Genomic DNA, 17384 nt, shown 5'->3' with positions numbered 1-17384 from the left:
TCACCGGCTGATCAGCGGCGACGCCGGGTGGCCTCGCTCGTCCTCCCCGAGCCTACGTCGCCTGCCGCGGCCTCGTCGGCCGTCAGTCGCCGAGGCGGAAGGCGCGCCCGGTGATGTAGTCCGGGGCGATCTCCACGTACTCGAGCTTCTCGGTGCGCAGCCAGGGCTTCAGCCCCAGCGCGTCCACCTTCGCCGTCTCCTCCGGGTCCGTGAGGATGCGGGCGGTGCCGCGGACCATGACGCTGTAGGCCGTGCCGCCCTGCACCGAGTCGATCTCGAAGGCCACGTGCGGGTTCAGCTGCAGCGTGGTGAGCTTGGAGCCCTTCGCGGAGCGGAAGTACAGGTGCCGGTGGGAGGCGACGATGTTCAGCGGGGTGATGTCCACCCGCCCGACGTCGGCGGTGCCCAGGCGTCCGAAGCGGGCCGCCTCCAGCAGCTGCCAGCTCTCGTCCAGGCTCAGCTCCCGCACCCGCGGCTCCTGCTCCTGCCGGTCCTGACCGGAGATGTTCATCGGAAAGCTCATGCGGCCATTGTCCCATGATCCACCCGCACATGTGAGCTGCGCGACCCGCTGCGGCGACCCCCGGACCGGGCCGCACCGGGGCCCGGGCGCCCGTCCCGCGCCCGCGGTGCACAATGGACGGGTGCCCGCCCCCGTCCCCGCCGAGAACCCGCAGCTGCGCGCCCTACACCTCGGCAGCCAGCCCCCGGAGATCACGCACGTGCGCGTGCTGCCCGAGCGCGAGGCCGTCGTCGCCGACTGGCCGGACTGGGCCCATCCGGCGGTCATCGATGCCTTCCGCGGGCTGGGCGTGCCCCACCCCTACCGCCACCAGGCGCTGGCCGCCGACGCCGCCCACGCCTTCCAGCGCACGGCCCGCGCCCGGGCCCGGCAGGCGCGCCGGGCAGGAAGGATGGTCTCCCCGCGCGGCGGCGAGCACCTGATCCTGGCCACCGGCACCGCCTCCGGCAAGTCCCTGGCCTACCAGCTGCCCGCCCTGGATGCGGTGCTGCGCGGGGAGGTCGGACCCGAGGAGGGCGGGGCGGCGGAGCCGGCGACGGTGCTGTACCTGTCCCCCACCAAGGCCCTGGCCGCGGATCAGCTGACCTCGCTGCGAGCGCTGGGCCTGTCCGCGGTGCGCGCGGCGACCTACGACGGGGACACCCCGACCGAGGACCGGCGGTGGATCCGGGACTACGCGAACGTCATCCTGTGCAACCCGGACATGCTGCACGCAGGGATCCTGCCGAACCACGAGCGGTGGGGGCGGTTCCTGCGCCGGCTGGCCTACGTGGTGGTGGACGAGGCGCACGGGTACCGGGGCGTGTTCGGGGCGCACGTGGCGATGGTGCTGCGTCGGCTGCGCCGGGTGGCCGCCCTGCACGGGGCCGCGCCCACCGGGATCGGCGCTTCGGCCACCTCGGCCCGACCCCGGGAGTCCTTCGCCCGGCTGCTCGGGGCGGAGCCGGAACAGGTCACCGCCGTCACCGCGGACGCCTCCCCGCACGGGGAGGTCACGGTGCTGCTGTGGGAGCCGCTGCTGGAGGAGGAGGTCGCGGACGGTCTGGCCGCCGGGCACCGCCCGTCCGGCACCGGTGGGTCGATCCCGTCCTCTTCCGCCGACACCGCCCCGCCGGTGCCCGGGATCGGGCCGGGGCAGGGGCGCCCCGGGCCCGGGGAGAACGGGGTGCCGCGGCGTCGCTCGGCCCTGACCGAAGCGGCCCAGCTGCTCACCGAGCTGGTGGCCGAGCGGGTGCGGACCATCGCGTTCATCCGCTCCCGGCGCGGCGCGGAGACCCTCGCCCGGATCGCCCAGGAGAGCCTGGGCGAGCTGGATCCGGCGGTGGCCCACCGGGTGTGCGCCTACCGCTCCGGGTACCTGCCGGAGGAGCGGCGGGAGCTGGAGCGGCAGGTGCGCTCCGGGGAGATGCTCGGGGTGGCCTCCACCCCGGCCCTGGAGCTGGGCATCGACGTCGCCGGGCTGGACGCGGTGCTGGTGGCCGGCTGGCCCGGGACCCGCGCCTCCTTCCAGCAGCAGATCGGGCGGGCCGGCCGGGCCGGGCAGGAGTCCCTGGCGGTGCTGGTCGCCGGGGACGACCCGCTGGACACCTACCTGGTGCACCACCCGCGGGACGTCTTCGACGTCGCGGTGGAGACCACCGTGTTCGACCCGCACAACCCGTACGTGCTGGCCCCGCACCTGTGCGCGGCCGCCGCGGAGCGCCCGATCCGCCCCGAGGAGCTGGACCTGTTCGGCCCGCGGGCCGAGGCCCTGCTGGACGGGCTGGTGCGCGACGGCTACCTGCGGCGGCGCCCGACGGGCTGGTTCTGGACCCACCCGGAGTCCGCGGCCGCCGCGATCGACCTGCGCGGGGCCGGGCGGCGCCTGCAGATCATCGACGCGCAGACCGGCGGGATCATCGGCACGATGGACGACGCCCAGGCGCACCGGCAGGCCCACCCCGGGGCGATCTACGTGCACCAGGGCCGCACCTGGCACGTGGAGGAGCTGGATGAGGCGGGCGGGGCCGTGCTGGTGACCCGGGCGCACCCGGATTTCTGGACCCAGGCGCGGGACATCACGGAGGTCTCGGTGCTGGAGACCGAGCGGACCCGGGACTGGGGGCCGGTGCGGGTGCATTCGGGCACGGTGCGGGTGCGCACCCAGGTGGTCTCCTTCCAGCGTCGGGCCGTGGCCACCAACGAGGTCATCGACGAGCAGCCCCTGGAGCTGGCGCCGCAGGAGCTTCTGACCCGGGCCGTGTGGTGGACCGTGCCCGGACCGGTGATGGCGGGGCAGGGCGTGGCGGAGCCGGAGTTCCCCGGGGCCCTGCACGCCGCCGAGCACGCCGCGATCGGCCTGCTGCCGCTGGTGGCCTCCTGCGATCGGTGGGACATCGGCGGGCTGTCCACCGCGCTGCACGCGGACACGGAGCTGCCGACGATTTTCGTCTACGACGGATACCCCGGCGGGGCGGGCTTCGCCGAGCACGGCTTCGACGTCGCCCGCGCGTGGCTGAGCGCGACCCTGGAGGCGATCCTGGCCTGCGAGTGCGAGACCGGGTGCCCGTCCTGCGTGCAGTCCCCCAAGTGCGGCAACCGGAACCACCCGCTGAGCAAGGCAGGCGCTGTGGCCCTGCTGCGGGGGATGCTGCAGACCGCCGATGAGGACGCCGAGCCCGGATCCGCCGCCGACCCGGATCACGAGCCTGATCCCGCGGACCCCGAGGGCGGCGGACCGGCCCGGGCCACGCCGTAGGCCGGTCCCAGCAGCCGCGCCCCCACGGCCAGATCCACGGCGACCCGCACGTCCATGATCTCCGGGTCCTCCGGAGCGGGTGCGCAGGAGACCAGGCGGGCCCGGTTCTCCCGGGCGGTGCGCGCGGCCTCGTCGCAGGCCACCCCGGGGCGCAGCCCCCGGGCGGTGTCCGCGGCCGCCAGGGCGGCCAGATCCGCGGCCGTGGCCGCCCGATGGGTGCACAGGGCCACGTGCCCCAGCAGGCACACCGCGGCCAGCAGCACCCCGATCACGGCGATGATCCCGACCATCGCGACGGTGGAGGCCCCGCGCTCCCCGGCCGGCTCCGGCGCCGTCGGCCCGCGCTCCCGTCCCGATCGGAGAAGCTCCGGCGCAGCCCACCGGCGCGGCCCGGGCGCTCGGCGCGGGCGAGGGATTCGGTGCGGCGGGGTCCGGCCGGTCATGGCTGGGCCTCCCGTGCGGCATCGGCCCGGGCGCTGTCCACCCGGGTCGTGGCCTCGGCGGTGATCTCCAGCCCGCCCCACGCCCCGATGATCCCCGGGGCCCGGGTGCGCACGGAGACCGTCGCGCTGTCCCCAGTGGTGGCCACGCCGATGCGGGCCTCGGCCCCGATGATCTCGCGGGCCGTGCGCTGCGCCTCGGCCGGGGGATCCCCGCGGGCTAGGGAGCGGGCCGCCAGCCGCGCGGCCTCCTCGGCCCGCACCGACGTCGCGGCGCAGGCCCCGGCCCCGAGCACCACGGCCAGCAGCAGCACGATGCACGGCAGGACGACGGCGAACTCCGCGGTCGCGCTGCCCCGCTCGATCTCGGTCGGGTGCGCGGGCCCGGGACCGGTGTGCACCGGCCCCGGGCCGTTGCGGTGTCCCATGGCTCAGCCCGTGGACAGCGCGGTGCGGATGATGCCCATGAGCAGCTCCTTCACCTCGCCGGACTTGAGGATGACCACGAGCAGACCGGCGAAGCCGACGGCGGCGAGCATGACGATGCCGTACTCGGCGGTCGTCGCGCCCAGCTCCGGGTCATCGGCCCCGGCCCGGCCGGGGTGGCGGACCACGTCACCGGTGAGCGTCAGCGGGTCCTGGACGGCCCGGGCCTCGACGGCCCGGGGGTCTGCTCCGGGATCCGCGACCTCCGGGACGGGCGCCGCCTCGGTGGCCGCGGGGTGCGCGGTCTCGGGCTGCGCCGGGGCGGGGTCCGCGGCCCAGGTGGGGTCCGCGGCGGGGGTGTTCGGTTCGCGTCGCATGATGCGTCCTCTCCTCGTTCTCTTCTGGATCACCCGGCGGCAGCCGCCGACCGGGGGTTCTTGGGGTCACCACAGGGCGGGGACCAGGCCGATGAGCACCGGGATCACGCCCAGGCAGACGAAGGCGGGCAGGGAGCACAACCCCAGGGGCAGCATCAGCCGGACCCCCAGGGCCGCGGCCTGCTTCTGGGCGTCGCGGTGGCGTCGGTTCCGGATCCGCCCGGCCTGCGCCCGCAGCAGCGCGGCCGCCGGGGCCCCGGTGCGCACCGCGATGTCCAGGGCCTCGCGCAGAATCCGCAGCTCCTGCGCCTGCTCCCCCGCGCGGCGCTTCCTCTGTCCCAGTGGGCTCTGGCCTCGCAAGCTCTGGCCCCGCTGGCTCTGCGCCCCCTGGTCCGCGGCACCCGCCCAGGCCCGGTCCCAGTCGAGGCCGGCCTCCAGCAGGGCCGCGACCCGCCGCAGCGACGTCGCGCGCTCCACCTCGGCCAGGACCGAGACCGCCCGGGTCACGGACAGCCCGGCGTCGAGCATCGCCCCGATCAGCTCCAGCCGGATGGCCGCCGGAATGCCCGCCGCACGGGAGGGCTCCCGGGCGACGGCGGAACCCGCCCGCCGCAGCGGATGGCGCCCCCACAACGCCAGGACCGCGCCGAGGATCATCGCGAAACCAGTCATGGCGCGGCCTCCTCGGCGCCTCGGACCAGCCGACGCGTCCAGAGCAGTCCCGCGGCGGAGAGTCCGAGCCCGAGGGCTAAGGCCAGATGTCCCCAGACCATCCCGAGCAGCACCCCGAGCGGGTCCGTGCCCATGACCATCCCCAGCCCGAGGCCCAGCAGCGGCAGGGTGGACAGGATGCGGGCGGTGGCCTTGGGGCCGGCCAGGGCGGTGTCCCGGGCGGCCAGGGCATCCAGCTCGTCCTCCACGGCCCGGGCCAGGCCCTCCAGCACCCCGGCCAGCGGGGCCCCGGTGCGCCCGGAGACCGCCCAGGCGGCCGCCAGCGCATCGCGCACCGCCCGGGATCGGGGGTGGTGCAGCCGGGCCGTGCGCAGGCTGCGGGCCGGGTCCGCGCCGAGCAGGGCCCCCTCGTGGGCGCAGCGGATCAGCTCGTCGATGTCCCGCCCGACCGCACCCGCCTCCTCCCGTGCCTCGCCGCGGCCCTGCTCGCGCAGCGCGGCCCAGACGGCGGCCGGTTCGATGCCCGCCCGCAGCAGGGCCGCCATCTGCTGGATCAGCGCCGGCCACCGTTCCAGATCGATCCGCTGCGCCACGGCCCGCCGGGAGCCGCCCACCGCGCGCATCCTGCCCAGCAGTTCGTCCCACGGGGCCGGGCCCGTCTGGCGGGATGAGTCCACGGGCAGCGGTCGGGACCTCCCGACGCGGGGCCCGAGCAGCAGCAGGAGGCTCCCGGTGATCAGCAGCAGGGTCGCGCTCATGTCCACTCCTCCCCCGGTGTCTCCCCGAGCCCCAGCAGCCGACACAGCGCGGGCAGGCCCGGGCCCGGGTGGGCGGCGTCGTTCTCCGGGCAGATCCACGCCGGGCACACGGACAGGCCCTCGCCGCCCGCCGCGCCGGACGCGCCGCCAGCCGCCGGGGCGCGCCCGACGTCGTCCGGGCCGGGAAGCGCGCCGGGCAGGCGATCGTCCCGGAAGACCCCGATCTCCCGGACCCGGCGCCCGCGGGGTCCCCGGTCCAGGTGGATCACGGCCCCGAGCCCGGTGAGCACCTGCCGGCGCACGGCCTCCGGCGCCAACCCGGCCAGGGCCCCCAGGGCCAGCAGCCGGGAGGGCACGGCCTGCGCCGAATTGGCGTGCAGGGTCCCTCCCCCGCCTTCGTGGCCGGTGTTCAGCGCCAGCAGCAGATCCTTCAGCTCCTCCCCGCGGCACTCCCCCAGGACCATCCGATCCGGACCCATGCGCAGGGCCTCCCTGATCAGGGCGGTCAGCCCGATCCCGCCGGTGCCCTCCGCGTTGGGCTGGCGGGTCTGCAGGGAGACGACGTGCGGGTGCTCGGGGCGCAGCTCCGCGGAATCCTCGATCAGCACGAGCCGCTCCCGGGCCGGGCACAGCCCCAGCAGGGCGTTGAGCAGGGTGGTCTTGCCCGAGCCGGTGGACCCGGAGATCAGGAAGGAGATCCGCGCGGCCACGATCCGGCGCAGCAGCCGCGCCGTGGTCTCCTCGCACAGCCCGGAGGCGCACAGCTGCGCGAAGTCCGGGCGGTGCTCCGGCTGCAGCCGGATGGACAGCAGCGGGTGCTCCGGGGCCACCGGGGGCAGCACCGCGTGCACCCGGTACCCGGCCGCGGTCTGCACATCCGCGCAGGGGTGGCTGGTGTCCAGCCGGCGCCCCGCCAGGGTGATCAGCCGCACCGCGAGCTCCCGGACGGCGTCGTCATCGGGGAAGGCGAGGTCCCGACGCCGCGGTCCCTGGGCGCCGTCGGTCCAGATCTCCCCGGGGGCGTTGACGTAGATGTCGGTCAAGCCCGGCTCGTCCAGGAGAGGCTGCAGGATGCCCAGGCCCCGCAGCTCCGCCCGCTCGGCCTCCCAGCGGGCCAGGCGCCCGCTCGCGCTGCCCACCCCGCGCATCACACACCCACCTCGAGGGAGCGCCGGGCCAGTCCGGGCCCGGCCTCGGACCCGCCGGGGGCCTCGGCGGCGGCCAGGGCGGCGTCGGCCACCGCGGCCACGGGGCGGCGCAGGCCGCGTCGTCGGGAGACCTCCAGGAGGGCGCCGTCATCGTAGGCGGCGTACACGGCCGGCACGTGGGGCAGCGCCGCGGCCAGCGGGGCGCCGAGGATCTCGGCGACCTCCGCATCGGAGACGTCGCAGACCCGCGGGCCGGCCCCCACCGGCACGATGGGCAGCACCGGGGCCCACCGGCGCATCGCCGACTGGGCCTGGCAGATCCCCCGCAGCGTGAAGGGCACGAGCAGGACCAGGACGCTGCAGCGGGAGACCCACTGGGTCTCCAGGCCGCCCGGCGGGACCATGGCCGCGGCCGAGCCGAGGTCGATCACGGGCAGGGCCACCGTGCCCAGCGCGTCCACGACGCTCCACCGCCCGGCATCGGGCCGGGTGCCGAACCCGGGGTGCGCGGGGTCCGCGGTGAGCACCGGGATGCCCTGCGGAGCAGGAAGGGAGGCCAGCAGCCGGGCCGGCTCCGGGCGCCGCGGCAGGGCCTCGAGCTGCTGCCAGCGCAGACCGTCCAGGCTGCGGGCGCTCAGGCACGAGTCCAGGCCGATGCTCGCCGCGACGGCGTCCACCACCACGGGTTCGCGTCCGTCCTCCCGCAGCCGGTCGGCCAGCCACAGGGACAGGGCGGAGGCCCCGATGCCGCCGCTGGCCCCGAGCACCCCGATCCGCGGGTGCCCGGGCTCTGCGGCCCCCTCCTGAGCCAGGTGGTCGGCCAGCCAGGCCCGGCCCTGAGGCAGCAGCACGACGTCGGGCTGGCGCCACACCGCGCCGATCCGGTGGGCCGCCGCCCACGGGTCCGCGCCCCCGCTGATCCCGGCGATCACCGCGGGCCGGCGCGGCTCCGGCGGGGCCGCCGGGCCGATCAGCAGCTGGTGCAGGCCGGGGACGTCGTCGGCCTGCACCAGCAGCACGTCCTCAGGGCCGCACAGTGGCGGGTGTTCGGCATCGGCGGTGCGCAGGGACATCCGGGCGGCCCGGGCGACATCCTCGGCGATGCCGAGGAACCCGGGGGAGCTGCCCCAGACCAGCACGCCGCGTCCGCTCTCCGGGGCCCGGTGGGCCGGTTCGGCGCCGAGGCGGTCGGCGATCAGCCGCTCGGCCTCGCCGTCGGGGGCGGGCGCGGGGCGCAGGGGTCGGGCCCGGTCCGGGATGCTCAGTGGGCTGGCCGCGGTGGTTCTCATGGGCCCACCCTGCCCCGCGCGCCGCACCGGCCCGCCGGCCCGGCCCCGGTCCTGCGGGCCGACTGTGGAGGACGCCCGGGAATCCGCGGTGGCATGCGCCCCTGTGGATGCCCGCCCGCCTGGGATGATGGGTCCATGCACATCCTCCTGGGCCCGGCCCCCGCCGCGGACGACGCCGCCGCAGGCCACGCTCGCGACGCCTGGCGGCTCGTGCGGCCCGAGGCCCCGGATGACCCGGCCGACGGGGCATCGCCGGTGCCGCGGCGCTTCCGTGAGGTGCCGTGGGAGCAGCTGGGCGAGGCCGTGGGGGCGACGCTGCGGTCCCTGCCCGCCGAGGAAGCGGCCCGGATCCGGTGGGTGCTGCCCTCGTGCCGGGAGGTGATGCCGCAGCTGCTGGCCTCCGGGGTCTCACCGGATCGCTGCTGGGATCTGACCCTGTGCCAGCGCATCCTCACCGGAGTCGCCTCCTTCCCGGACGGGACGCTGGACTACACCCCGACGGTGCCGCTGGACCCGCAGCAGCAGGAGCGGCCGCCGGGCCGCCTTCCCACACCGCGGGCGGATCCCGCGCAGACCTCCCTGTTCGATGCCCCGGCCGCCGCGCGGGGCCCGGCCCGCCCGGATGCTGCGGTCCTGGCGGCGGAGTTCCGCGCTCAGGAGGCGGCGGTGCGCGCCTCCCCGGCCGCGTCCCGGCTGCGGCTGCTGCTGGCCGCGGAGTCCCAGGGCGGGCTGATCGCCCAGGAGATCGAACGCGAGGGCCTGCCATGGGACCGTGCGGTGCACGAGGCGCTGCTGGAAGACCTGCTGGGCCCGCGTCCGCCGGAGGGGCAGCGGCCGCAGAAGATGCAGGCCCTGGCCGAGCGGATCGCCGAGCAGTGGGGCCTGCCCCAGGTCAATCCGGATTCCCCGCAGGAGCTGCTGCGCGCCATGCAGTCGGTGGGCATCACGGTGGATTCCACCCGCAAACACGCCCTGCTCGAGTGGGCCGAGCACGGCGGCACCCGGGCCCCGCGCCGTCGGGAGATGATCGCCCCGGTCCTGGAGTACAAGGGGCTGTACCGGCTGTGGACGGCCAACGGGTGGCACTGGCTGGACGAATGGGTGCGCGACGGCCGCTTCCACGCCCGCTACGTGGTGGGCGGGGTGATCACGGGCCGGTGGGCCGCGCACGGGGGCGGGGCCCTGCAGATCCCGCACGCGGTGCGCGAAGCCGTCCGGGCCGACCCCGGGTGGGTGCTCACGGTGGCCGATGCCTCCCAGGTGGAGCCGCGCATCCTGGCCGCGATGGCCCAGGACCGGGCCCTGGCCGTGGCCGGGCAGGGCCGGGACCTGTACGAGGGGATCGCACGGCTCGGGGAGCGCACCGGCTCGGCGCTGACCGAGCGCAAGGCCGCGAAGGTCACGCTGCTGGGCGCGATGTACGGGGCGAGCACCGGGGAGGCCGGGGCCCTGGTGCCGCACCTGCGGCGGATGTTCCCCGAGGCGATCGGCCTGGTGGAGCAGGCGGCGTCGGTCGGGGAGCGCGGCGGGCAGGTGCGCACCTGGCTGGGGCGCACCTCGCCGCTGCCGGATGCGGACTGGTCCGCGGCCGTCGCGGACGTCTCCACGGCCGCCGCGGAGGCCCGTTCGGTGCGGCTGCGTCGGGCGCAGGGCCGGTTCACCCGCAACTTCATCGTGCAGGGCACGGCCGCGGAGTGGGCGATGTGCTGGATGGGCGAGATCCGGCGGCGCCTGCGCGGCGCGGGAACGGGGGACCCAGCCGGGCCCGACGGCGCCGGGGCCGACGATGCCCCGGGCCCGCTGCGCACGCGCCTGGTGTTCTTCGTCCACGACGAGGTGGTGCTGCACGGTCCCGCCGAGGAGGCCCCGGCGGTGCGGGCTATCGTCCGGGAGGCGGCGGCCGCCGCCGGGCGGCTGCTGTTCGGGCAGGCCCCGGTGGAGTTCCCGCTGACCGTGGCCCAGGTGAGCTCCTACGCCGAGGCGAAGTGAGCCGGGCGGCATCCCCGTCCCGACGGCGCCCCGCCGGCAGCGGCCGACGCCGCGCCGACGGGACTCACCGCGGGGCGGGGATCCTGCGGGTGGCGTCCCATGGCAGCTCCCAGCCCAGCCGATGCAGCAGCCGATCCAGGAGGATGCCGGTGAATCCCCAGATCGTCACGGATTCCGCGCCGACGGGCACCGTGAAGGCGGGCGTGTGATGGGTCGCGGGCCCGCGGGTCACCGTGGCCAGGTGCCGATGGGAGGGGTCCAGCAGGTCCCGGACGGGCACCCGCACGACCAGCGAGGACTCGGCGTCGTCCACCACCTGCACCAGGGACGGCTCACGCCACCAGCCGAGCACCGGGGTCACGAGGTGGCCGCTGACGGGCAGGGGCACGGGGGCCAGGCGCCCCAGGACGTCGATGCCGGCCCGGTCCACCCCGGTCTCCTCCACGGCCTCGCGCAGCGCGGCCTCCACGGCCGGATCCTGCGCGGCCCGGTCCTCGGGGTCCACCCGGCCGCCGGGGAAGGCGGGCTGCCCGGCGTGCTGGCGCAGCGTCGCGGCGCGCACGAGGATCAGCACGTCCGTCTCCGCCACAGGTGCCGCGGCGCGGGCGCCGTCGCTGACGCCGATGCCGGCGCCGTCGCGGGAGCCGAAGAGCATCAGCACGGAGGCCTCCCGGGCCCTGCCGGCGGGCAGGTTCCCCAGCCGCCAGGGCTCGCGGTCCACCAGCTGCAGCCGCTGGCCCCGCGCGCCCAGGGCGGCCAGCTCCGTCCGGGCCTCCCGGGCCAGGACGGCCCGCGCCGCCGCGGTGCCCAGCCCGCCGGACGGCGCGGTCGAGGCCGGCGAGGCATCGCGCTCAGGCACCGAGACCGTACCCCTCGACGCGCAGCTGCCGACGAGTCGCACCCTCCAGGAACCGCCGGTGCAGCTGCTCCCGGCCGGGGGCGAACTCGTACTTAAGCAGCCGGGCGGCGGCTTCCGGGTCAGTCTCCCCCGCGCCGTAGGAGGGACACAGGTCCGCGACCGGGCACACCCCGCAGGCCGGGCGTCGAGCGTGGCAGATGCGGCGTCCGTGGTAGATCAGCCGGTGGGAGAGCATGGTCCAGTCCTTCGGCGGGAACAGCGCGGCGACGTCGTGCTCCACCTTCACCGGATCCTCCTGCTCGGTGAAGCCAAAGCGGCGGGCCAGGCGCCCGAAGTGCGTGTCCACGGTGAGCCCGGGGCGGCCGAAGGCGTTGCCCAGCACCACGAACGCGGTCTTGCGCCCCACCCCCGGCAGGGCCGTGAGCCCCTCGAGGGTGTCGGGGACCTCGCCGTCGTGCTCATCCACGAGCCGGTCGGCCAGCGCGATGATCGAGCGGGTCTTGGCCCGGTAGAAGCCCAGGGGGCGCACGATCTCCTCGACCGCCTCGTGCGGGGCCTGCGCGAGATCCTGCGGAGTGGGGTAGGCGGCGAACAGCCCGGGGGTGACGGCGTTGACCTTCACATCCGTGGTCTGCGCGGAGAGCACGGTGGCCACCAGCAGCTGGAACGGGGAGTCGAAGTCCAGCTCCGCGACGGCGTAGGGGTAGGTCTCGGCGAGGATGCGGTTGATGCGCCGGGCCCGGCGCACCCGCCCCGTGTGCGTCTCCTCCTGCCCCCGACGACGCCGCCCGGCCGCCCCGGCGCGGGCCTTGTCCTCCGGGACGCGGCGGATGGCCGGTCCGGGCGCGTCGACCGAGGTGGGCGGGGTCTGCGGGGCGGATCCGGTGGGGCTCATGATCTCCGAGGGTACCCGTTCTCAGCCCCGCGGCGGCGGGGCACGCGCCCCGGCGCAGGCCCTCCTCGGCGAACCGCCGATGCACTTCCCAGACACCTCTTGTCATTGCGATGGGTTCTCAATACTGTGGTGCCGATGCCGCACCGTGACGGGTAGCACTGCCTCGCGAGCGCCTCGCCTCGCGCAGGTTCGACGCCTTCTCCTCGAAAGGAACCCCATGGCCGCCTTCGACTGGTCCGTCCTGACCGATCTGCTCAAGTCCGCTCTGGACATCGCCTCCCAGATCATCAAGATCCTGCAGGCCGCCGGCGTCTTCGGCTGACCCACCCCCTCCCCCACCCCATCCGAGAAGGAGATCCCATGACCGTGGACGTCGCCGCCATCATCCAGGCCGCCATCGCCATCGCCCAGGACGTGCTGCCCTGGCTGGAGAAGCTGGCCCGCGCCATCTTCGGCGGGTGAAGCACCCCCAGGACCGACCCTGAGCACCCCGGGCCCCGCCCTGCCGCACCGGCAGAGCGGGGTCCGCGGCGTCCGGGGCCGCTCCGCTTTCCCGGCGCACGGGCTCGCGGCCCGCACGCACCGCACGTTCTGGCCCCGCCACCATCCACAGGTGAGCGGGATCACGAGCGCTCCGCTACAGTGGGAGGCAGTTCACACGATCCGAAGGAGCATCCCGTTGAGCGAGAACGCACAGGTCTTCCCCCCGTCCGAGGAGTTCGCCGCCCAGGCCAACGCCACCGCCGAGCTGTACGACGAGGCGCAGCGCCGAGGCGATGAGTTCTGGGCTGAGCAGGCCCGCACCCTGCTGCACTGGGACACCGAGTTCACCGAGACCCTGGACTGGTCCACCCCGCCCTTCGCCAAGTGGTTCCAGGACGGGCGCCTGAACGCCGCCTACAACGCCGTGGACCGCCACGTGGAGGCCGGGCACGGGGACCGGGTCGCCCTGTACTTCGAGGGCGAGCCCGGGGACACCGAGGAGTACACCTACGCCCGGCTGAAGGATGAGGTCTGCCGTGCCGCCAACGCCTTCGCCGAGCTCGGCGTCGGCCACGGGGACCGCGTGGCGGTGTACCTGCCGATGATCCCGCAGGCTGTGATCACGATGCTCGCCTGCGCGCGCCTGGGCGCGATCCACTCGGTGATCTTCGGCGGCTTCTCCGCGGATGCGATCCACTCCCGGGTCAACGACGGCGAGGCCAAGCTGGTGGTCACCGCGGACGGGTCCTACCGCCGCGGCAAGCCCACCCGCCTCAAGCCCACCGTGGACGCGGCGCTGGCCAAGGGCGCCCCGTCGGTGGAGCACGTGCTGGTGGTCCGGCGCAACGGGGAGGAGATCGAGTGGACCGAGCAGCGCGACGTGTGGTGGCACGACGTCGTGGACCGGGCCTCCGCCGAACACACCCCGCAGCCTCACGGGGCCGAGGATCCGCTGTTCATCCTCTACACCTCGGGCACCACCGGGAAGCCCAAGGGCATCCTGCACACCACCGGCGGCTACCTCACCCAGGCGGCCTACACCCACCGGATGGTCTTCGACATCAAGCCGGAGACGGACGTGTACTGGTGCACCGCCGACGTCGGGTGGGTCACCGGGCACACGTACATCGTCTACGGCCCCCTGCTCAACGGCACCAGCCAGGTCATCTACGAGGGCACCCCGGACTCCCCGCACCGCGGGCGCTTCTGGGAGATCGTGGACAAGTACGGGGTGAGCATCCTCTACACCTCCCCCACCGCGATCCGCACCATGATGAAGTGGGGCGAGCAGATCCCCGGGGAGTACTCCCTGGAGTCCCTGCGCCTGCTGGGCACGGTGGGCGAGGCCATCAACCCGGAGGCCTGGACCTGGTTCCACCGGGTCATCGGCCACGGTCGCTGCCCGATCGTGGACACCTGGTGGCAGACCGAGACCGGCGCCATCATGATCTCCCAGCTGCCCGGGGTCACCGCGGCCAAGCCGGGCTCGGCCCAGCGCGCGCTGCCGGGCATCAGCGCCGAGGTGGTCGACGACTTCGGCCAGCCCCTCGGCGCCGGGGAGTCCGGCCTGCTGGCTCTGACCCACCCGTGGCCCTCGATGCTGCGCACCCTGTGGGGCGATGACCAGCGCTTCCAGGACACGTACTGGTCCCGGTTCGGGGAGCGGACCTACTTCGCCGGGGACGGCGCGCGCCGGGACGAGGACGGGGACATCTGGGTGCTGGGCCGGGTGGACGACGTCATGAACGTCTCCGGGCACCGGCTGTCCACCCCGGAGATCGAATCCGCGCTGGTCTCGCACCCGGCGGTCGCGGAGTCCGCGGTCGTGGGGGCCGCGGATGAGACGACCGGGCAGGCCGTGATCGCCTTCGTGATCCTCTCCGACGCCGCCGCCGAGCAGGACGGGGACCGGGAGGAGCTGGCCGCCCAGATCCGGGCCCACGTGGGCGAGGCGATCTCCCCGATCGCCAAGCCGAAGAAGGTGCTCATCGTCCCGGAGCTGCCCAAGACCCGCTCCGGCAAGATCATGCGCCGGCTGCTCAAGGACGTGGCCGAGGATCGCCCCGTGGGGGACACCTCGACCCTGGCGGATTCCACGGTCATGGACCAGATCACCCGGTCCCTGCGCTCCTGAGCGGCCCCCTGAGCCACCCTGCCCCCTCGGGAGCCGTCGGAAGAGGACAATGGAGCCCATGAGCAAGCCCCTGTACGTCCTGAACGGACCGAACCTGAACCTGCTGGGCACCCGCAACCCGGAGGTCTACGGCACCACCACGCTCGCGGACATCGAGGCCATGGTCCGCGAGCGGGCCGGGGCCTGCGGTCTGGAGGTGGTCTTCCGGCAGACCAACGGGGAGGGGACGCTGGTGGACTGGATCCAGGAGGCCCGCTCCGAGGCCTGCGGGATCCTGCTCAACGCCGCGGCGTACACGCACACCAGCGTGGCGATCCACGACGCCCTGGAGGCAGCGGAGCTGCCGGTGACGGAGGTGCACCTGTCCAACGTGCACCGGCGCGAGTCCTTCCGCCACCGCAGCTTCGTCTCCCCGCAGGCCGACGTCGTGCTGGCCGGGGCCGGCGCGTGCGGCTACGTGATGGCCGTGGACTGGTTCGCCCAGCACCTGGACCGCTAGCCGGCGTGGCAGGTGCCGGTGCCCACCGGTGCGGACATGGTGCCCAGGGCATCCAGGACGGGGCGCAGCTCCGCCAGGGACAGGGCGTAGCCGGTCTCGCCCTGCTCGGCCTTGGCGAAGATCACCCCGATCACCTGCCCGTCCGAGTTCAGCAGCGGCCCGCCCGAGTTGCCCTGCTGCACGTCCGCGGCCAGCTGGTAGATCTGCCGGGCGGGGGCCCGGTTCCCGTCGGCGTCGCGGGTGCGGGTCTCGCTCAGGCCCTGCACGGTGGCGGTGCGGGAGGCGAAGGGCCCGCCCAGGGGGTAGCCCATGAACTCCACGAGGTCCCCCGCTGCGGCGTCCGGGCCGGTGCTCAGGGCGGCGGCCGGCAGGTCCGGCGCGGAGATCACCGCGAGGTCCGTGGCGGCGTCGTAGTGCACCACCGTGCCTGCGTAGGCGCTGCCGGTGCGGGTCTCCACCGTGGTCTCCTCCACCCCGGCGACGACGTGCGCGTTGGTCACGACCATCCCGGGAGCGACGACGAAGCCCGAGCCGGTCTGGTTCTGCAGGCAGGCCTCGGCGGTGCCGCTGACGCGCACCACCGAGTCCGCCGCGGTGTCCAGCGCCGGGTTCTCGAGAGTCTGGGTCGGGGCGGATTCGGCCGGGAACAGCCGCTCGGACAGCTCGGGGATCCCGGATTGGGCGAGCACCGCGGCACGGGCCCGGGCGATGCCCTCGCGCACCGGATCCGGGGTGAACCCCTCCAGGGAGGTGACCACCCGGGAATCCCCGAGCGCCCGGGTGATGGAAGCCACCCCGAGCTGGCCCACGGAGAAGCTGAGCACCACGATCACCAGGGCGCACGTCGCCACGTTCAGCACGGCCCCGGCCAGCCGCTCGAGGAGCCCCAGGCCGGTGCGGTCGCTCAGCCGGCGCAGGGGCCGGCCGAGGGCCAGTCCCAGGGCCTGCCCGAGGCCGATGAGCCCCACGACGCTGAGCACAGCGACGAGGATGCGCCAGCCGCCGCCGACCATGCTCACCACGAGCGGCGTGAGGTAGAAGGCCGCGACTGCGCCGAGGGCGAACCCGACGACGGAGCCGAGCGTGAGGAAGAAGCCTCGGGAATATCCGCCGATCGCGTACAGGACCATCACCAGGATGAGGATCCAGTCCAGCAGGGTGAGATTCAGGAGCATGGTGCCCTTCCGTTCGGAGGAGGCCCGCGGCGGCGCCGGTGCGGGCCGCCCCCGGGAGAGCCCTGCCATGGTACGCGGACGAGCTGGCAGGGACCTGCCGGGGCTCTGGGAACTCGATGCGCATCCTCGCCGACGACGCGATGCTGTGGCAGTTTCCCGGGGCAGCTTATACAGTGGAAGAAGGCGTTGATTACATCACAGGGTGATCTTCGTCTGCGCGGGAGGCTGGATCTTCCCCTCTGGACGAGAAGCCCTGTGACGAACCCGAAGAGAAGTGAGGAGTGCAATGGACAACGAGATCCTGCGGCGCGCGCCGCTGTTCGCGTCCCTGGACGATGAGGCCTTCGCGGCCCTGACCGAGGAGCTCACGGAGGTGGACCTCTCCCGCGGGGCCACCCTGTTCTACGAGGGTGACCCGGGAGATCAGCTCTACTTCGTGATCTCCGGGAAGATCAAGCTCGGCCGCACCGCCTCGGACGGCCGGGAGAACCTCGTGGCCATCATGGGCCCGGGGGAGATCTTCGGCGAGATGGCCCTGTTCGATCCGGGCCCCCGCTCCACCTCCGCCACCGCGGTCTCCGAGACCCGGCTGGCCGGGGTCAAGCACGCGAGCCTGAAGAAGGCCATGGAGAAGTCCCCGTCCATCTCCGCCCAGGTGCTCCAGGCCCTGGCCCGGCGCCTGCGCCGCACCAACGAGAACCTGGCGGACCTGGTGTTCTCGGATGTTCCGGGGCGCGTGGCCAAGGCCCTGCTGGATCTGGCGGACCGCTTCGGGCGCCCGGCCACGGACGGCATCCTGGTGGCCCACGAGCTCACCCAGGAGGAGCTGGCCCAGCTGGTCGGCGCCTCCCGCGAGACCGTGAACAAGGCCCTGGCCGAGTTCGTGCAGCGCGGCTGGATCCGCCTGGAGGCCCGCGCCGTGGTGATCCTGGACCTGCAGCGCCTGCGCCAGCGCAGCCGCTGAGCCCAGCCCCTTCTCT

At 74.9% G+C, this 17384-nt stretch carries 16 protein-coding genes; 5 read left to right on the top strand and 11 right to left on the bottom strand.

All coding sequences use genetic code 11. The features are described 5' to 3' along the window. Positions 1–82: 82 nt before the first annotated feature. Entirely contained in the window at positions 83–523 is a 441-nt protein-coding gene (locus tag NQ707_RS06635) for a pyridoxamine 5'-phosphate oxidase family protein (RefSeq protein WP_224800047.1), read from the bottom strand. On the opposite strand from NQ707_RS06635, the gene NQ707_RS06630 reads away from it, so the two are divergent. Next, entirely contained in the window at positions 522–3260 is a 2739-nt protein-coding gene (locus NQ707_RS06630) for a DEAD/DEAH box helicase (protein WP_404435166.1), read from the top strand. The two genes, NQ707_RS06635 and NQ707_RS06630, sit on opposite strands and share 2 nt — an antisense overlap. On the opposite strand, the gene NQ707_RS06625 is transcribed toward NQ707_RS06630, so the two are convergent. The 7 genes from NQ707_RS06625 to NQ707_RS06595 form a co-directional block, all read right to left on the bottom strand. Then, positions 3203–3703: an Rv3654c family TadE-like protein gene (locus NQ707_RS06625; RefSeq protein WP_081046177.1), complete on the bottom strand. Its 501-nt coding sequence runs from the start codon at positions 3701–3703 to the stop codon at positions 3203–3205. The genes NQ707_RS06630 and NQ707_RS06625 overlap by 58 nt on opposite strands. Continuing rightward, complete coding sequence (locus NQ707_RS06620) at positions 3700–4128, bottom strand: TadE family type IV pilus minor pilin (protein WP_058731158.1); 429 nt, start codon at positions 4126–4128, stop codon at positions 3700–3702. Before NQ707_RS06620 ends, NQ707_RS06625 begins: the two co-directional genes overlap by 4 nt. Positions 4129–4131: 3 nt before the next feature. Then, positions 4132–4503 (bottom strand): DUF4244 domain-containing protein, encoded by a 372-nt coding sequence (locus NQ707_RS06615; RefSeq protein ID WP_260007064.1) that lies wholly within the window; start codon positions 4501–4503, stop codon positions 4132–4134. A 66-nt stretch (positions 4504–4569) separates the two neighbouring features. Continuing rightward, complete coding sequence (locus NQ707_RS06610) at positions 4570–5175, bottom strand: type II secretion system F family protein (RefSeq protein ID WP_404435163.1); 606 nt, start codon at positions 5173–5175, stop codon at positions 4570–4572. Continuing rightward, positions 5172–5933, bottom strand: a complete 762-nt coding sequence (locus NQ707_RS06605) for a type II secretion system F family protein (protein WP_061225352.1) — start codon at positions 5931–5933, stop codon at positions 5172–5174. The genes NQ707_RS06610 and NQ707_RS06605 overlap by 4 nt, the downstream gene beginning before the upstream one ends. Beyond that, a complete protein-coding gene (locus NQ707_RS06600; RefSeq protein WP_404435189.1) occupies positions 5930–7081 on the bottom strand; it encodes a TadA family conjugal transfer-associated ATPase in 1152 nt (383 codons plus the stop codon). Before NQ707_RS06600 ends, NQ707_RS06605 begins: the two co-directional genes overlap by 4 nt. Beyond that, on the bottom strand, positions 7081–8370 hold the full coding sequence (locus NQ707_RS06595; RefSeq protein ID WP_061225350.1) for a hypothetical protein: 1290 nt from the start codon (positions 8368–8370) through the stop codon (positions 7081–7083). Before NQ707_RS06595 ends, NQ707_RS06600 begins: the two co-directional genes overlap by 1 nt. A gap of 135 nt (positions 8371–8505) precedes the next feature. On the opposite strand from NQ707_RS06595, the gene NQ707_RS06590 reads away from it, so the two are divergent. Then, the gene (locus tag NQ707_RS06590) at positions 8506–10359 is read left to right on the top strand and encodes a bifunctional 3'-5' exonuclease/DNA polymerase (protein ID WP_232238484.1); all 1854 of its coding nucleotides are present in this window, start codon (positions 8506–8508) and stop codon (positions 10357–10359) included. 64 nt (positions 10360–10423) lie between these two features. Here the strand turns inward: NQ707_RS06590 and NQ707_RS06585 are convergent, their stop codons facing one another. Both NQ707_RS06585 and nth read right to left on the bottom strand, forming a co-directional pair. Then, positions 10424–11218 (bottom strand): CoA pyrophosphatase, encoded by a 795-nt coding sequence (locus NQ707_RS06585; protein ID WP_081101538.1) that lies wholly within the window; start codon positions 11216–11218, stop codon positions 10424–10426. Then, the gene (gene nth / locus NQ707_RS06580) at positions 11211–12113 is read right to left on the bottom strand and encodes an endonuclease III (protein WP_061225348.1); all 903 of its coding nucleotides are present in this window, start codon (positions 12111–12113) and stop codon (positions 11211–11213) included. Before nth ends, NQ707_RS06585 begins: the two co-directional genes overlap by 8 nt. Positions 12114–12792: 679 nt before the next feature. On the opposite strand from nth, the gene acs reads away from it, so the two are divergent. Beyond that, positions 12793–14730, top strand: coding sequence for an acetate--CoA ligase (acs, locus tag NQ707_RS06575; RefSeq protein WP_242650429.1), 1938 nt, complete (start codon positions 12793–12795; stop codon positions 14728–14730). 58 nt (positions 14731–14788) lie between these two features. Further along, positions 14789–15229 carry a type II 3-dehydroquinate dehydratase gene (gene aroQ, locus NQ707_RS06570; RefSeq protein WP_061225347.1) on the top strand — a complete coding sequence of 147 codons (441 nt, stop codon included), beginning with the start codon at positions 14789–14791 and terminating at the stop codon, positions 15227–15229. On the opposite strand, the gene NQ707_RS06565 is transcribed toward aroQ, so the two are convergent. Further along, positions 15226–16404: a MarP family serine protease gene (locus tag NQ707_RS06565; protein WP_058731622.1), complete on the bottom strand. Its 1179-nt coding sequence runs from the start codon at positions 16402–16404 to the stop codon at positions 15226–15228. The two genes, aroQ and NQ707_RS06565, sit on opposite strands and share 4 nt — an antisense overlap. A 286-nt stretch (positions 16405–16690) precedes the next feature. Here NQ707_RS06565 and NQ707_RS06560 point away from each other — a divergent pair, with 286 nt between their 5' ends. Continuing rightward, the gene (locus NQ707_RS06560) at positions 16691–17368 is read left to right on the top strand and encodes a Crp/Fnr family transcriptional regulator (protein ID WP_058731623.1); all 678 of its coding nucleotides are present in this window, start codon (positions 16691–16693) and stop codon (positions 17366–17368) included. The last annotated feature ends 16 nt before the right edge of the window (positions 17369–17384 follow it).

The sequence above is a fragment of the Rothia sp. BD8 genome (assembly GCF_044878465.1).
GTDB lineage: Bacteria > Actinomycetota > Actinomycetes > Actinomycetales > Micrococcaceae > Rothia > Rothia kristinae.
Note: the sequence above shows the minus strand (reverse complement) of the source record. Positions and strands in the feature narration are given on the sequence as shown.

What these genes read in the sequence shown, in the direction of transcription:
- NQ707_RS06630 (WP_404435166.1), top strand. Translation starts at nt 522, where the DNA reads ATGCGGCCATTGTCCCATGATCCACCCGCACATGTGAGCTGCGCGACC.
- NQ707_RS06635 (WP_224800047.1), bottom strand. Translation starts at nt 523, where the DNA reads ATGAGCTTTCCGATGAACATCTCCGGTCAGGACCGGCAGGAGCAGGAG.
- NQ707_RS06625 (WP_081046177.1), bottom strand. Translation starts at nt 3,703, where the DNA reads ATGACCGGCCGGACCCCGCCGCACCGAATCCCTCGCCCGCGCCGAGCG.
- NQ707_RS06620 (WP_058731158.1), bottom strand. Translation starts at nt 4,128, where the DNA reads ATGGGACACCGCAACGGCCCGGGGCCGGTGCACACCGGTCCCGGGCCC.
- NQ707_RS06615 (WP_260007064.1), bottom strand. Translation starts at nt 4,503, where the DNA reads ATGCGACGCGAACCGAACACCCCCGCCGCGGACCCCACCTGGGCCGCG.
- NQ707_RS06610 (WP_404435163.1), bottom strand. Translation starts at nt 5,175, where the DNA reads ATGACTGGTTTCGCGATGATCCTCGGCGCGGTCCTGGCGTTGTGGGGG.
- NQ707_RS06605 (WP_061225352.1), bottom strand. Translation starts at nt 5,933, where the DNA reads ATGAGCGCGACCCTGCTGCTGATCACCGGGAGCCTCCTGCTGCTGCTC.
- NQ707_RS06600 (WP_404435189.1), bottom strand. Translation starts at nt 7,081, where the DNA reads ATGCGCGGGGTGGGCAGCGCGAGCGGGCGCCTGGCCCGCTGGGAGGCC.
- NQ707_RS06595 (WP_061225350.1), bottom strand. Translation starts at nt 8,370, where the DNA reads ATGAGAACCACCGCGGCCAGCCCACTGAGCATCCCGGACCGGGCCCGA.
- NQ707_RS06590 (WP_232238484.1), top strand. Translation starts at nt 8,506, where the DNA reads ATGCACATCCTCCTGGGCCCGGCCCCCGCCGCGGACGACGCCGCCGCA.
- nth (WP_061225348.1), bottom strand. Translation starts at nt 12,113, where the DNA reads ATGAGCCCCACCGGATCCGCCCCGCAGACCCCGCCCACCTCGGTCGAC.
- aroQ (WP_061225347.1), top strand. Translation starts at nt 14,789, where the DNA reads ATGAGCAAGCCCCTGTACGTCCTGAACGGACCGAACCTGAACCTGCTG.
- NQ707_RS06565 (WP_058731622.1), bottom strand. Translation starts at nt 16,404, where the DNA reads ATGCTCCTGAATCTCACCCTGCTGGACTGGATCCTCATCCTGGTGATG.
- NQ707_RS06560 (WP_058731623.1), top strand. Translation starts at nt 16,691, where the DNA reads ATGGACAACGAGATCCTGCGGCGCGCGCCGCTGTTCGCGTCCCTGGAC.